This is a genomic window from Paeniglutamicibacter sp. ORCA_105 (assembly GCF_045798545.1).
Taxonomy (GTDB): Bacteria; Actinomycetota; Actinomycetes; order Actinomycetales; family Micrococcaceae; genus Paeniglutamicibacter; species Paeniglutamicibacter sulfureus.
The window spans coordinates 33829-47725 of the sequence record NZ_JBIXLM010000019.1 but is presented as its reverse complement, the minus strand read 5'-3'; the positions used below and the strand labels follow the sequence as shown (position 1 = coordinate 47725).

14 protein-coding genes are annotated in these 13897 nt (G+C 65.3%); 9 read left to right on the top strand and 5 right to left on the bottom strand.

Annotated elements, in window-relative coordinates:
- Positions 1–27: 27 nt before the first annotated feature.
- The 3 genes from atpD to ACIPUB_RS11110 are packed head-to-tail and all read left to right on the top strand — an operon-like array spanning position 28 to position 2217.
- Positions 28–1485 (top strand): F0F1 ATP synthase subunit beta, encoded by a 1458-nt coding sequence (gene atpD / locus ACIPUB_RS11120; RefSeq protein ID WP_407607429.1) that lies wholly within the window; start codon positions 28–30, stop codon positions 1483–1485.
- A 2-nt stretch (positions 1486–1487) separates the two neighbouring features.
- Positions 1488–1772 carry a F0F1 ATP synthase subunit epsilon gene (locus ACIPUB_RS11115; protein ID WP_264269273.1) on the top strand — a complete coding sequence of 95 codons (285 nt, stop codon included), beginning with the start codon at positions 1488–1490 and terminating at the stop codon, positions 1770–1772.
- Positions 1773–1779: 7 nt separating this feature from the next.
- Positions 1780–2217, top strand: a complete 438-nt coding sequence (locus ACIPUB_RS11110; RefSeq protein ID WP_264269274.1) for a DUF2550 domain-containing protein — start codon at positions 1780–1782, stop codon at positions 2215–2217.
- Between the two features lie 148 nt (positions 2218–2365).
- On the opposite strand, the gene ACIPUB_RS11105 is transcribed toward ACIPUB_RS11110, so the two are convergent.
- The 3 genes from ACIPUB_RS11105 to nucS all read right to left on the bottom strand — a co-directional run bounded on the left by ACIPUB_RS11105 (position 2366) and on the right by nucS (position 4817).
- Positions 2366–2569, bottom strand: coding sequence for a cold-shock protein (locus ACIPUB_RS11105; RefSeq protein ID WP_068735141.1), 204 nt, complete (start codon positions 2567–2569; stop codon positions 2366–2368).
- A 227-nt stretch (positions 2570–2796) separates the two neighbouring features.
- Complete coding sequence (gene nagA, locus ACIPUB_RS11100) at positions 2797–4020, bottom strand: N-acetylglucosamine-6-phosphate deacetylase (protein WP_407607428.1); 1224 nt, start codon at positions 4018–4020, stop codon at positions 2797–2799.
- A gap of 101 nt (positions 4021–4121) precedes the next feature.
- Positions 4122–4817, bottom strand: a complete 696-nt coding sequence (nucS, locus tag ACIPUB_RS11095; protein ID WP_407607427.1) for an endonuclease NucS — start codon at positions 4815–4817, stop codon at positions 4122–4124.
- A 105-nt stretch (positions 4818–4922) separates the two neighbouring features.
- Between nucS and ACIPUB_RS11090 the strand changes: the two genes are divergently transcribed.
- Positions 4923–5273: a hypothetical protein gene (locus tag ACIPUB_RS11090; RefSeq protein ID WP_407607426.1), complete on the top strand. Its 351-nt coding sequence runs from the start codon at positions 4923–4925 to the stop codon at positions 5271–5273.
- A gap of 54 nt (positions 5274–5327) precedes the next feature.
- Here ACIPUB_RS11090 and ACIPUB_RS11085 read toward each other — a convergent pair whose 3' ends face one another.
- The gene (locus tag ACIPUB_RS11085) at positions 5328–6629 is read right to left on the bottom strand and encodes an AI-2E family transporter (RefSeq protein ID WP_407607425.1); all 1302 of its coding nucleotides are present in this window, start codon (positions 6627–6629) and stop codon (positions 5328–5330) included.
- Between the two features lie 225 nt (positions 6630–6854).
- Between ACIPUB_RS11085 and ACIPUB_RS11080 the strand changes: the two genes are divergently transcribed.
- Together ACIPUB_RS11080 and ACIPUB_RS11075 are read left to right on the top strand one after the other, a co-directional pair.
- On the top strand, positions 6855–8561 hold the full coding sequence (locus ACIPUB_RS11080; protein WP_407607424.1) for a hypothetical protein: 1707 nt from the start codon (positions 6855–6857) through the stop codon (positions 8559–8561).
- A 206-nt stretch (positions 8562–8767) separates the two neighbouring features.
- Positions 8768–9685 carry a co-chaperone YbbN gene (locus ACIPUB_RS11075; RefSeq protein WP_407607423.1) on the top strand — a complete coding sequence of 306 codons (918 nt, stop codon included), beginning with the start codon at positions 8768–8770 and terminating at the stop codon, positions 9683–9685.
- A gap of 122 nt (positions 9686–9807) precedes the next feature.
- Here ACIPUB_RS11075 and ACIPUB_RS11070 read toward each other — a convergent pair whose 3' ends face one another.
- Positions 9808–10284: a hypothetical protein gene (locus ACIPUB_RS11070; RefSeq protein ID WP_407607422.1), complete on the bottom strand. Its 477-nt coding sequence runs from the start codon at positions 10282–10284 to the stop codon at positions 9808–9810.
- Between the two features lie 873 nt (positions 10285–11157).
- On the opposite strand from ACIPUB_RS11070, the gene ACIPUB_RS11065 reads away from it, so the two are divergent.
- The 3 genes from ACIPUB_RS11065 to ACIPUB_RS11055 all read left to right on the top strand — a co-directional run bounded on the left by ACIPUB_RS11065 (position 11158) and on the right by ACIPUB_RS11055 (position 13855).
- Entirely contained in the window at positions 11158–11937 is a 780-nt protein-coding gene (locus ACIPUB_RS11065; protein WP_407607421.1) for an ABC transporter ATP-binding protein, read from the top strand.
- Positions 11919–13487 (top strand): transporter, encoded by a 1569-nt coding sequence (locus ACIPUB_RS11060; RefSeq protein WP_407607420.1) that lies wholly within the window; start codon positions 11919–11921, stop codon positions 13485–13487. Before ACIPUB_RS11065 ends, ACIPUB_RS11060 begins: the two co-directional genes overlap by 19 nt.
- 71 nt (positions 13488–13558) lie before the next feature.
- Complete coding sequence (locus tag ACIPUB_RS11055; protein WP_407607419.1) at positions 13559–13855, top strand: DUF3039 domain-containing protein; 297 nt, start codon at positions 13559–13561, stop codon at positions 13853–13855.
- Positions 13856–13897: the final 42 nt, after the last annotated feature.

The following is a 13897-nucleotide window of genomic DNA, read 5'->3' as shown; positions in this document are numbered from 1 at the left end:
CATCTACACAAGTGAAGTGAGAGAGAGATGACTGCCCAACTCAACGAGCAGGGTAACGCTGCCTCGACCGGTGCAATCGGTCGTATCGCACGCGTTATCGGCCCGGTTGTCGACGTTGAATTCCCCGCCGACTCCCTGCCTGCTATTTACAATGCTCTTTCCGCTGAGATTACCCTCAACGGCAAGACCACCACCATCACCTTCGAAACCAGCCAGCACCTCGGTGACTCCATGGTTCGTGCTATCGCCCTGCAGGCCACCGACGGACTCGTCCGTGGTACCTCGGTGGTTGACTCCGGCGCCCCGATCTCCGTGCCTGTTGGCGACGTTGTCAAGGGACACATCTTCAACGTGCTGGGCGAGCCCCTCGACGTTGCGGCTTCGGAACTCGAGATCACCGAGCGCTGGCCGATCCACCGCAAGGCCCCGTCCTTCGCGAGCCTCGAAGGCTCGACCGAAATGCTGGAGACCGGCATCAAGTCGATCGACCTTCTCACCCCGTACATCAAGGGTGGAAAGATCGGCCTCTTCGGCGGCGCCGGCGTTGGCAAGACCGTGCTGATCCAGGAAATGATCACCCGTGTTGCACGTAACTTCGGTGGTACCTCGGTATTCGCCGGTGTTGGCGAGCGCACCCGTGAAGGCAACGACCTCTGGGTCGAAATGGAAGAAGCCAACGTCTTGAAGGACACCGCCTTGGTGTTCGGCCAGATGGATGAGCCGCCAGGAACGCGTCTTCGCGTGGCGCTTTCGGCACTGACCATGGCGGAGTACTTCCGCGATGTGCAGAAGCAGGACGTGTTGCTCTTTATTGACAACATCTTCCGCTTCACCCAGGCCGGTTCCGAGGTGTCGACCCTGTTGGGCCGCATGCCTTCGGCAGTGGGTTACCAGCCGAACCTCGCCGACGAGATGGGTCTCCTTCAGGAGCGCATCACCTCGACCAAGGGTCACTCGATCACCTCGATGCAGGCCGTTTACGTGCCTGCCGATGACTACACGGACCCGGCCCCGGCCGCGACCTTCGCCCACTTGGACGCGACCACGGAACTTTCCCGTGAAATCGCTTCCCGTGGTCTGTACCCGGCCATTGATCCGCTGACCTCCACGTCGCGAATCCTTGACCCGCAGTACGTTGGTCACGACCACTACAACACCGCGGTTCGCGTCAAGCAGATCCTCCAGAAGAACAAGGAACTGCAGGACATCATCGCCATCCTCGGCATCGACGAACTCGGTGAAGAAGACAAGATTGTTGTGTCGCGTGCTCGTCGCATCCAGCAGTTCCTCTCCCAGAACACCTACACTGCCAAGCAGTTCACCGGTGTCGAGGGTTCGACGGTTGCCATCAAGGACACCATCGAGGGCTTCAACGCGATCTGCAACGGCGACGTCGACCACATCGCTGAGCAGGCATTCTTCAACATCGGCGGCATGGACGACGTTGAGCGTCAGTGGGCCGACATCCAGAAGTCGACTCGCTAATCATGGCCGAACTCCAAGTCGAAATCGTTGCTGCCGACCACTTCGTGTGGTCCGGTGCGGCGAAACTGGTCAAGGGACGCACCAGCAATGGCGAGATCGGGATCCTTCCCGGCCACGTGCCGATGCTGGCCGTCCTCGCTGCCGGTGATCTGGAAATCGTTCCGGTTTCCGGTTCACGGTTCTCGGTCCAGGTTGATGGCGGGTTCTTCTCCGTTGATACCGACCGTGTGGTGATCGTAGCGGACAACGCCGTCATGGCCGACTCCGTCCCGGCGGGAACTCGATAGTCCTGCCTTGAACGAACTCGGCATTCCTGTGCTCATCGTGTTGGCAGCCCTGCTGCTTGTGGTGATGTTCTTGGGTGCCATGGGAGTGCGCCGCATTCAGTTGCGGCGCACTCTTGGCACATTCGACGCTTCCATCTCCACGTCCTCCGGGAAGTGGATGATGGCGATTGCGCGTTATGGCCCTGGTGAGCTTGAGTTCCTCAAGCTCTTTTCGGTCTCCCCGATCCCTGTGCATCGATTCCTGCGGACGTCCATCCGGCTCAAGGGCTGGCGGCGTCCCGCGGAAGAGGAAAAGCACCTGGTGCAGCCCGGAAGCGTCATCGTGATGATGAGCTATGAAGGCCGAGAAGTCCTGATCGCCATGGATTACCAGACCTACAACGGCCTTTCGGCCTGGTTGGAAGCCGGCCCCGTTGCGGGCGTCGGCACCTGGCGGCAAGACTGATCGAGCAAGACAAAAAGCATGGGGCGGGATGATTGAATCATCCCGCCCCATGCTTTTTGCATCTTCTTAGGTTTACGCCCGTCCGGATCCGTGCCGCGTTGCGGTCGATTGCCTGACTGGTGAAAAGTTCAAAGAATTTGTGAAGTCCTTAGAGACCGACAACGCCGGTGGCCTGCGGACCCTTGGCGCCCTGGCCAACTTCGAATTCCACGCGCTGGTTTTCTTCCAGCGTACGGAAGCCGTTGGTCTGGATTTCCGAGTAGTGCACGAACACGTCGGCCTCGGCGCCATCAGGAGTGATGAAGCCGAATCCCTTTTCGGCGTTAAACCACTTCACGGTTCCCTGAGCCATGTATTTCTCCTCATTTAGTGCGAAAATCTGGCCGTTGCACTGTGCAACGACCATTGGTGGTACTCAAGTGAGAAGATCACTGGCGTGGGTTTGACCCCGCCGCAGTCACTTCACACCCGCAGCACTGCTTTGGCGGGTATGACTAACCAACACAAAGACTGAGTCAAGCATCACACAAACGTGTGACTTGGGTCAACACCCCTGGGTCCGCTTGCTCAACGGAAACTTCACAATAGGTTTTTGCCGTTCCGCACGACCTGCTGCAGCTCAAGGCCGGCATCCAAAAGCAGCATGTCAGCCACGAATCCCTGGTGCAGCCGGCCGGCTTCGTCGATCAGGCCCAGGATGCTCGCCGGAACCCTGGTGGCGGAGATGACGGCGTCTGACAGGTCCACGCCTGCCGCTACCGCTGAGCGCACCACCTCGAGCATGCTGGCTGTGCCTCCCGCCAGCGAGCCGTCCGAGGCCAATCGGGCCTCGCCGTTGGCAACGGTGACCTTGGACGGGCCCAGCGTATAGTTGCCGTCTTCCAGGCCGGTCGCTGCCATCGAGTCGGTGACCAGTGCGATGGATTCGGCACCGACCAGCTTGAACATGGTCCGCACCATCACCGGATCCAGGTGGACGCCGTCGGCCACCAGTTCGACGATGATCTTTCCGCGGGCGGCGAGCTCCAGGCAGGTGGCGACGGCGCCGGGTGCGCGGTGGTGCATCGGTGCCATGCCGTTGAACATGTGGGTGACGGTGGGTCGCTCGGTGAAGCCGTCGACACCGGCACTGGACAGTTCCTCGCGGGCTACCGCAAGGGAGGCAGCGGTCGTGTCGGCATCGGCGTCGGTGTGCCCCAAGGACGGCACTACGCCCTGGGACACCAGTTGCTCGAGCAGGGCATCGGATCCCGGGCGTTCCGGGGCATAGGTCATGGTGCGCAGCTGGCCGGACGCCGCGTCGATCAGCTCGTCGACGAACTCGGGATCCGGGTCGATGAGGTGCTCCGGGTCCTGTGCCCCGCAGCGCGCCGCGGAAAGGAACGGGCCCTCGGCATGGATCCCGGCGATGTCGCCGCGTTGGGCGAACTCCGCGAGCACGGCGGCAGCCGCCAACATGTCCGCGCGCGGGGCAGTGACCAGCGAGGCCAGGAACGTGGTGGTGCCGGAGCGGTGGAGGTGCTCGATGGCGGTGGCGATCGACTCGGGATCACCCGAGGGGAAGTCCCCGCCAGCGGCGCCGTGGCAGTGAAGGTCGATCAGGCCCGGGATGATGATGGTGCCTTCCGGGCTCTCGCGCAGCTCGAAGGTGTCCGATTCGTCGAAAAACGTAAACTCGTGCTCATCGCCGGCGAAGGCGATGCGGTCGCCCTCCACCGCGACCACGCCCCGGGGGATATCCCTCCCGGGGGTGATGAGTCGTCCGGTCAGCGCATAGCGTTCAGGTGAGTCGGTGGCAGTCATGGACCCAGTCTAGGGCCGGGCGCGGCGGCGAATCACGTATCCGCGCCGCAAAAGTTCCATCCTCCCCGGCGCGGTATCGCAGAGCGGGGAAAGCGGGGGGCCTAGAAGAGGCGCGCGGCCACGTCGTCAACGCCGCGCATCGCGTCGTAGTCAAGGATCAGGCAGTCAATGCCGCGATCGTTCGCCAGGGTGCGGGCCTGTGGCTTGATCTGCTGGGCGGCATAGACCCCGCGCACTGGCTTGAGCAGCGGGTCGCGGTTCAGCAGATCCAGGTAGCGGGTGAGTTGCTCGACGCCGTCGATGTCGCCGCGGCGCTTGAGTTCGATGGCCACGGTGGCGCCGTCGGCGTCGCGGGCCAGGATGTCGACCGGGCCGATGGCCGTCATGTATTCGCGGCGGATCAGCGTGAAGCCGGCACCAAGGGTCTCGATCTGGTCGGCGAGCAGGCGCTGCAGGTCCGACTCGACGCCGTCCTTGATCAGCCCGGGGTCGATGCCGAGGTTGTGCTCGGTGTCGTGGATGATCTCCTTGATGTGCACCACCAGCCGGTCGTCGGACTTCTGGTGGGCAACGTGCCAGAGCTCGACGTCGCCCTCGGCTGCCTGCTCCTCGTCGGGGGCCACAATCCGCATCACCGCGGGCGGGCTCATCCAGTTCAGCGGCTTGTAGCTGCCGCCGTCGGAATGCACCAGCACCGAGCCGTCGGCCTTGACCATCAGCAGGCGGGTCGCCAGGGGGAGATGGGCACGCAAACGGCCCTCGTAATCAACTGAACACTTGGCAATCACTAAACGCACAACAGGCACTCTACCGGGTTTCGGGCAGGTCCCGTGGCCGGAGCGACACCACCCGGGGGTGCGTCCCGGGCCGGATGGGCGGAGCATCTGGGGCAGAATTGGATCATGGCCCGCTCGAACCGCCCCTCCCGATCATCCGCCCCCAAGCCCCGCTCCGGCCGGGTCAACAAGTGGACGCGAGCCGACGGCGGATCGGACGAGCAGTGGCTGGAGAAGGCCCGCTACGGCGTACAGCGCCTGCAGGACGCGCCGGATGGCCAGTGGCACGTGCGCCGGATTTCCTCGGTCGGCGCGGCCAAGACCTACAAATGCCCTGGATGCGGGCAGTTCATCAAGCCCGGGACCGAGCACCTGGTTGCGTGGCGTGCGGACCATTGGTCGGGCGATGACGCCTCGGCCGCGGCACGGAGGCACTGGCACCCGAAGTGCTGGGAATCACGCTCCTACCGGTACTGATCGGGTGGGCCGCGACGGAATCAATGCCGCCTGCACCCTGGGACGTCGGGCCGGTTAGCGGTTGTCCTGCCGCACGATAAAGACCTCGCGCAGGATCAACATGACTGCCGCTGCGACGGGAATGGCCATGAGCGCGCCGATGACGCCGAGCAGGGAGCCGCCGGCGATCACCGAAATCACTGCAACCGCGCCAGGGACCGAGACAGCTTTCTGCATCACCCTTGGCGAGACGAAGTAGGCCTCGATCTGCAGGTACCCGAAGTAGCAGACAGCGTAGATGGCGGCGGTCTGCCATCCCAGGGTCAGCGCAACCAGCGAGACCAGGATGCCGGCGATGACGGCGCCCACCAGGGGGATGAAGGCCAGCATGGCCACCAGCAGTGTCAGCAGCGCGGCGAACGGGACGCCCAGGATGCTCATGAGCACCAGCGCGACTGTCGCATTGAGCAGTGCGACGAACGCCTGGCCCATGACGTAGTTGCCGACCGAGTGGGTAATGGTGTTGCCCAGTTCCTCCACGCGCACCCTGCGCGAATGCGGGGCCAGCCGGTAGGCAAAGGACTTCATTGCCGGCAGCGAGGCCAGGAAGTAGATGGCCAGCACCAGCACTATCAGCACGCCGAACATGCCCTGGGCAATCACGCTGCCCACCCCCAGCACGCCGCCGAAGATCCCGCCCACCGCCCCGGTGTCGGAGAAGAACTTCCCGATTTCCTGGCTGATCCGGTCCGAGAGCTGGTACTGCGCATCGAGGGTGACGAAGAATTCGGATTTGAGGAAGTCGTCGACGATCCGCGGTGCACGTTCGATGAACTGGGCCGTCTGCTCGGTGAGCGTCGGGATGATGGCGCCGACGAATCCCGCCACACCGCCAAGCAGGGCCAGCATCGTGATCAAGACGCCGATGGCGCGCGAGAGCCCGTGGGCGACCAGGAAGCGCACCATCGGGTCCAGGCCCAGCGCGATGAACAGGGCGATGGCGATCCAGATGACCAGCGATCCCACGTTGGTCAGCAGGAAGAAGCCCAGCAACGCCAGGCCCACGCCCACGGTGAAGAGGAAGCCGAAGGCAATCGGGTTGGACTGTGGTGAGATGTCGGCATCCGGGAACCCGTCGCCGGGCTCCCGGTGCGGCTCCGGCGGGAACCCGAAGTTCGCCGGCGGCTTGATCCGCGCATCGAGCGTCTGCTGGGCGGTGCCCAACACCCGGCGCCACCACTTTCGCGGCTGCGTGGGCCGTTCCCCGAGGTATTTCGGCGTCGCGGCTTCCTGTCCCTCGGCATCGGCCCGGGGCGCGTCTTCATGGCTCCCGGTGCTTTCCGGCGTAGCTGCTTCGTCTCCGTCTTGAGTAGTCACAACCCCGAGCTTAATGCCCCCGGGACCCGCTTGGCGGCATTGGGGGACAGGAGTCGCACGTGGTAAATAGTGGGCAAGACCTCAGCCGTCAACGGCGTGGTGCTACCCACATTCCGGAACCCTGATGCGCTAGAACTCGTTAGACTTGTGAGCGTGTCATCCGGATAAATGATGTGGGTGGCACCCGAGGCCGAATCTCGACCCCCTCATCCGTTAGGTGTAATTGTGCGAAAGATCTTTTCAGCGATCGCTATCATTCTTGGGCTGGCAGCCCTGGTGGTGGGGATTGGCCAGCGAACCATATGGGCTCCGCCCGAGACGCTGACCGCTTCCCTTGCCCAGGCCCCCGCAGCCGCCCCAGTCACACTCATCGAAGCCGGGGCCGGAACCGTGGGCGGTCATCCCACGGAGATCACCATCAATGCCGAGGGCAAGTTCACCGCTTCGCTGGTGCGTTCCGCTGATGCGCAGGCGTGGGTCGGCAAGGCCGCCCACACCACCATCACCGGCATCAACGCCGAAGAGACGGTCCTCGAGTCGACCTCGGAAACCGGCGAGGCGGAAGTGCCCAATCCGGCTGACGCCGACCTCTTCCAGGCAACCGAAAATGCCGACAAGACCATGACGTACCGCTGGACCAACCCCGACGAGGGATCCTGGACGCTGCTTTTGGCCGCCGATGGCAAGGCCGCGGCACCCACCGACATCACCGCGACCTGGCCCGGCGACACCGCCACCCCGTTCTCGATGCCGCTGATCATTGCCGGCTCGCTGCTCGTGATTGCCGGCATCGCCCTGGCTGCTGTCCGCACCGCCCCGCGCGGAGGATCCGGTGGCGGACGCCGTGCGGCCGGCCACCCCGACGCCCCGAAGACCGACACCCTGACCGCGACTCCCGCTCCCAAGGGCGACCAGAACACCGTGGCCAAGATCGTGGCGACCGCCTCCGTGCTGGCATTGGTGCTGGTTCCCTCCGCTCCTGCCCTGGCGGCAGGCACCTCGCCGAGCCCCGCCGAAAGCTCGACCGAAGATGCGGAGAAGGTCTACCCGGTCGTGCTGCAGAAGCAGCTCGAGCGCATCCTCGGCGAGGCATCCTCCTCAGTGGCCAAGGCCGACAAGTCCAAGAACGCCAAGGACCTGGATGACCGCACCACCGGTGCCCTGAAGACCCTGCGCGGCCAGAACTACGAGCTGCGCAACGACGACGTCAAGCTGGATGCCCCGCAGGCCATCGACACCAGCGTGATCCGCTCGGCCGCCGTGCCCACCGACGACGGTGCGCACTTCCCGCGCTCCATCATGGTTGTCACCGCGAAGGACTCCGAGGCCTCCACGATTCCCACCGCCCTCACGCTGACCCAGTCGGGGCCGCGCGAGAACTACAAGATCGCGTTCGCCACCCCGATGCTGCCCGGTTCAACGTTCCCCGGAATCGCAGTGGGCGACCAGTCGGTGAAGATGCTCAAGGACGATGCCAAGGACCTGGCCATGACCCCGAAGGTAGCTCTTGAGCGCCTGGCCGGACTCATGGACAACGAGAAGTCCAAGGACGCCGACAAGTTCGCCAAGAACGCGTTCCTGACCCTGAACGCCAAGGACCAGAACGCCTTGGTCAAGGCCAACAAGGACGCGACGATCACCTTCAAGCGCAACGTGAACACCAAGGACACCGTTGTGCTGGCCACCCCGGACGGCGGGGCCCTGGTCTCGGGCAACTTCACCGCCACGACCACTGCCAAGCCCAAGGAAGACGGCGGAACGATCGGCATGGATGCCACGACGTCCAAGATCGTCGGCGCCAAGGACACCAAGAAGGGCATCGAGATCACCTACGGCGAACCGACCCTCATCTACATCCCTGCTGCCGGCTCCAAGGACAAGGTCTCCGTGGTTGCCGCAGAGGTCATCACCAAGGGAGCGAAGCTGCTCTAGTAGCATCCCTGCCCCCAAAGGGGAACCGGGAACCGAGCGGTTCCCGCACTGGAAGGCGTGGTGCCTCAGGCCACGGGAATCGGTTCCCGTGCACCGAGGCACCGCGCCTTCCGTCGTTGGCGCCCGCCGGTGCGCAGGCCCGGATCGCGGCAACGGGTTTTCCACCCGGGCACGATGCGGCCTAAAGTAGAGGAATGACCACCAGCATGCCTGAACCCACTGCACCCTCCTCACGCGGCGCCATTGATCTGGCAGCCTTCAAACAGCAGCCCCAACCGGAGCCGGTCACCGCTTCGGGCGAGGCCGCGCCCACCTGGGTCCGCTCCGTCAACCAGGAGAGCTTCCCGGAAGTCGTTGCCCTTTCCCAGCAGGTGCCGGTGATCGTTTCACTGGGCAGCCCGCGCTCCCCGGCCTCCGTGCAGCTCGACGGTGTGATCGCCTCCCTGGTGGATGCGAAGCGCGGGACCCTCGCGCTGGCCACCGTGGACGCCGAGCAACAGCCGGCCATCGCCCAGGCCTTCCAGGTCACGCAGGTGCCCTCCGTCATCGCCCTGATCAATGGCCAGCCGGTGCCGCTCTTCCAGGGCGGCGCCGAGACCTCGCAGATCCAGTCGCTGATGGACGAGCTGCTGGCCCTGGGCGTGCAGCACGGCGTGGCCGGGACCATCCCGCCGCTGGGCACCACCGCACCGGCAGCCGGCCCGGCCCCGCTGCCGCCACTGCACCAGGCGGCCCTGGACGCCATCGAATCCGGAGACCTGCCCGCGGCCGAAAGCGCCTACAAGCAGGCTCTGAACGAAAAGCCCAACGACAACGAGGCTGCCATCGGGCTGAACCAAGTGCGCCTGTTGATGCGCACGGAGGGGAAGGACCTGGCCGCCGTGCGTGCGGCCGGTGCCGCTGCCCCCGATGACCTGCAGGCACAGCTGGACGTTGCGGACATGGACCTGGTCGGGGGCCACGTCGAGGACGCCTTTGCCCGCCTGGTGGCATTCATCGGCCGAAACGCAGGCGAAGAGAAGGAGGCCGCCCGGGCCCGTCTCGTCGAACTGTATTCGGTGGTCGGTGTGGGCGATGCGCGCGTCGTGGCCTCGCGCCAGAAACTGGCACGCGTGCTCTTCTAGGAATTTCCGGCAGGGCAACGCGCCGAGCCACAATGACGGGGAGGCAAGTCGCACCAAGCGACTTGCCTCCCCGTTTTTGGCTGTGCGGGACTGCGCCTACCGAACGCCCGGTTCGCCCGGTTTCAGGACCCGCGCCTGATCGCGGAGTTGAGCAGGCCGATGACCACCGCCGACCACCAGCAGGCCTGAGAGATCGACAGTGCCATCAGCATCCGCGCCCGCAGGCCCAGGCTGAGCTGCGAGAACTTGGTGCTTGCCGGCATCTCGTGCAGGCGCTTCATCACCGGTGCGATGGCCACACCGTTGAGCATCAGCACGAGTACGCACGCCAGCTTCACGCGGGTGGGGATGTCGCTCAGGTCGGGGCTGATGAACGCGCCGGAGAGCAGCAGCATGCCCAGCCCGCCCCAGATCAACAGTACGGCCGCCGATTCCACGCGCCCGGGTTCGTGTATTTGCCGCCGGCCCAGCAGCCAAAGCAGGCCGACCCAGTCGATGAGCAGGATGGCCCCCAGCGAAACGACCATGGCCATGATGTGCACGGCCAACGCGATCTGCTGCACTCCGAGCCCGGCCTCGAGGGAGCCTCCGACGGTCACCGACGCGACCCAACCTGCTATGCACAGCAGTCCGAGGCCGGCGAGCCTGGCTCGTGAGTGTCTCTGGGCCCTTATATGTCGCGGGGAACGTGCAGCCACCGCAGGACCGGGATAAGCAGTCATGACTTCACCTGCCGACGGTCGGCAACGTCCGGTTGCACTCGGGGTCGTCGGGCCGTGTCCGGCAACCGAAGGGCAAGAAAGCGTTCGGTGGGTTCCATTGCAAGGGCCGCCGTCGAGTCGAACGCGATGTTGGCGGCCCACCGGCCGGTCACCGCCTGTCCCGCATGGTCGACGAGCGGATGGACCTTCCTGCGCTTGAAACGGATGTGCGGCGAAGTCGCGGCCGGGGCTTTGGGGCATGCGCACGCCCTGCTGTGCACCACACCGTCAACGGCGGAAATCGCTGGTGCCTTACCGAGCAAAAGCAGATGATACATACGCACCCCAAGTACGAAATATGCAATTATTCGGTCCATGGCTAGGGGCCGAAGAACATGCTGAACGGAAACACGTTTTTTTCAGTTTAGGCTTCGGTCACCGTGAAGGCGAGAGCAATGGGCGCGAACTTTGCCCCACCGTCCGCCACGGATCGAAGCTGCCGCTGCAGCGGCTCGCTGTTGGTCCGGCCAGCTGGAAGCGGGCATGGCTGCTGGGGGACCATACCCGTGAATGCGATGGTCGTGCCGGGGAGGAGGAGCCGGCCCATATGCGTGGCGGCGAAGGCGGCGGCCACTCACCCAGGACAATCCTCTCATCGTTTTCAGGGCACCGGAGTGGGCAGCCAGATCCGGTTCTGAGGTGTGCGTCGACCACGGGATTAGTCCGCAGGGATGACGGCAAAACCATCCATCGACTGCTATTTTCGATGTCATGAGCAACTCTTACCCCGACCCCGGTACGGCGGCCCTGTCGATTCGATCGCTGGGCAAGCGATTCGGCGAAAGAGTCGCGGTCAACGGCATATCCCTCGATGTCCCAGCCGGGTCGTTCTTCGGCCTGGTGGGGCCCAACGGCGCCGGCAAGACCACGACGCTGTCGATGGCAACCGGACTGCTGCGCCCCGACGCCGGCCAGGCATGGCTGAACGGCATCGACGTCTGGGCCGAGCCACTGAAGGCCAAGGCAGCCATGGGCGTGCTGGCCGACGGGGTCCGGCTCTTCGACCGGCTCTCCGGACGCCAGCTGGTCACCTATTCCGGCCTGCTGCGCGGCATGGACCGCGCCACGGTCGCCGAGCGCACCGAAGACCTGCTGCGCGTGCTGGACCTCGAAGACGCCGGATCCAAGCTGGTCGTCGACTACTCCGCCGGCATGACCAAGAAGATCGCCCTGGCCACCGCGCTAATCCATTCCCCGCGCGTGCTGGTGCTCGATGAGCCCTTCGAGGCCGTCGACCCGGTCTCCGCCGCCAACATCCGCGAGATCCTCGCCGACTACGTGGCCCACGGCGGCACCGTCATCGTCTCCTCCCACGTCATGGACCTGGTCCAGCGCATGTGCAGCCACGTCGCGGTCATCGCGAACGGCAACCTGCTGGCGGCCGGAACCGTGGACGAGGTGCGCGGGGCAACCTCCCTGGAGGAACGCTTCGTCGAGCTGGTCGGTGGACGCGGAACCAACGAGGGGCTCTCATGGTTGCACACCTCCTAGGGCTCAAGCTGCTGCTGCTGAAGAACTCCTTCCGGCGCAGTCCCTGGCAATTGGTCGGCGTCGCCATCGGGGCGGTCTACGGGCTGGGCATGGTCGTGATGCTCGTATCGGGCACGGCGTATCTGGCGGATGTCGACCCGGCGCTGGCCAACACCATCCTGGTCTCCGCGGTCTCGCTCATCACCCTGGGCTGGGCGCTCATCCCGTTGATCGCCTTCGGGGTCGACCTGACCCTTGACCCGGCGCGCTTCACCACCTTCACGCTCTCGCGGCCCCGGCTGGCGGCCGGACTGCTGCTCTCGGGCTTCATCGGGATACCGGGGCTGCTGACGTTGCTGCTGTTCGGCGGGCAGTTCCTGGCCTGGCGCCACCACCCCGCCACGTTGGCGGCCGCCGTCGTGGGAGGAGTGCTGGGTGCGTTGATGTGCCTGGCGCTTGCGCGGCTGACCACCACCTCGATGGCGCGCCTGACCGGTTCGCGGCGCTTCCGCGACGTCGCAGGGATCATCGCGATCGTCCCGCTGATCCTGCTGGGGCCCATCATCGGCTCGGCGGCCGAGGGCATCGAATCGGTGCTGGACTGGCTGCCGCGGGTCGTGTCGGTGCTGGGCTTCACCCCGCTGGGCGTCTTCGCGGCGCTGCCCGCGGACCTGGCCGCCGGGGCCTGGGGGCTGGGCGTGCTGCGCCTGGCGCTGGGGCTGGCCTATCTTGGCGCGGTGATCTGGGCGTGGGAGCGCGGACTGCACCAGTCGATGGAGAACCCGATGGCACCGCGCACCAGCTCCAAGTCCGTGGGCATGGGCGCGTTCGGCATTTTCCCCGCGACCCCGGTCGGCGCCGTGGCGGCCCGGTCGCTGACGTATTGGCTCAAGGACCCGCGCTACGCCGCGTCCATCGTGGTGGTCCCGCTGATGCCGGTGCTGATCTGGTTCACGGCCTCCAATTCCGGCTACCCCCAGGCCATGCTGGTTCTGGGCCCGCTGCTGGGGATCCTGATGGCGTTCTCGATTTCCGCCGACGTCTCTTACGATTCCACCGCCTTCTCGCTGCACCTGCTCACCGGGGTGCGCGGTGTCGCCGACCGGGCAGGGCGCGTGGTGGCCTGTGCCGTGTTGGCACTGCCGGTGACGCTACTGGCGGCCATCCTGCCACCGGTGTTCCTGGACCGGACCGAGCTGCTGCCGGCGATCCTCGGGATTTCGCTGTGCGGGCTGCTGGCCGGCCTCGGCGTGGCATCGGTGGCCTCGGCGCGCTTCACCTACGCGGTGCCGCTACCGGGGGAGAGCCCGTTCAAGACGCCTCCGGGCGCCGGCGCGCGGATGGCCATCGTGCAACTGGCCACGTTCACGATCATGTTCCTGCTCCTGTTGCCGGCCCTCGGACTGCTGGTGGCCCAGCTGCTGACGGGGAATGCGCTCTTAGGCTGGTTGGCACTGCTCGTGGGCGTGGTGGAGGGCGCGGTGCTGCTGGTGGCAGGAATCCGCATCGGCGGGCGATGGCTCGAGGCCCGGCTGCCGGAGCTGATGCAGGCCGTCATGGTCAACCGCTGAGGCAACGGTGCGATGCACCGCACGCGGCGAATCTGCCGAATGTCGATCAATCCGTTGTTAGACTGGTGGACATGAGCATGCCCCTAGATCCGTTCCGAGATGACCCGCGCACTACCTCCGGCGGCGGTGCCACCACCATCGAGCGCACCGAGCAGGCCCAGGAAGTCGAGGCCGGGGACCACGAACGCTTCGCGCACTACGTGCGCAAGGAAAAGATCATGGAGTCGGCGCTTTCCGGCGACCCGGTCATCGCCCTGTGCGGCAAGGTGTGGATCCCGGGCCGCGACCCGCAGAAGTTCCCCGTGTGCCCCGAGTGCAAGGAAATCTACGAGGGCCTCACCGGCGGCGGGGACAAGGGCAAGAAGTAATCATCTTCCACGCAGCGTAGGTTCACACAGAACCCCCTGGGG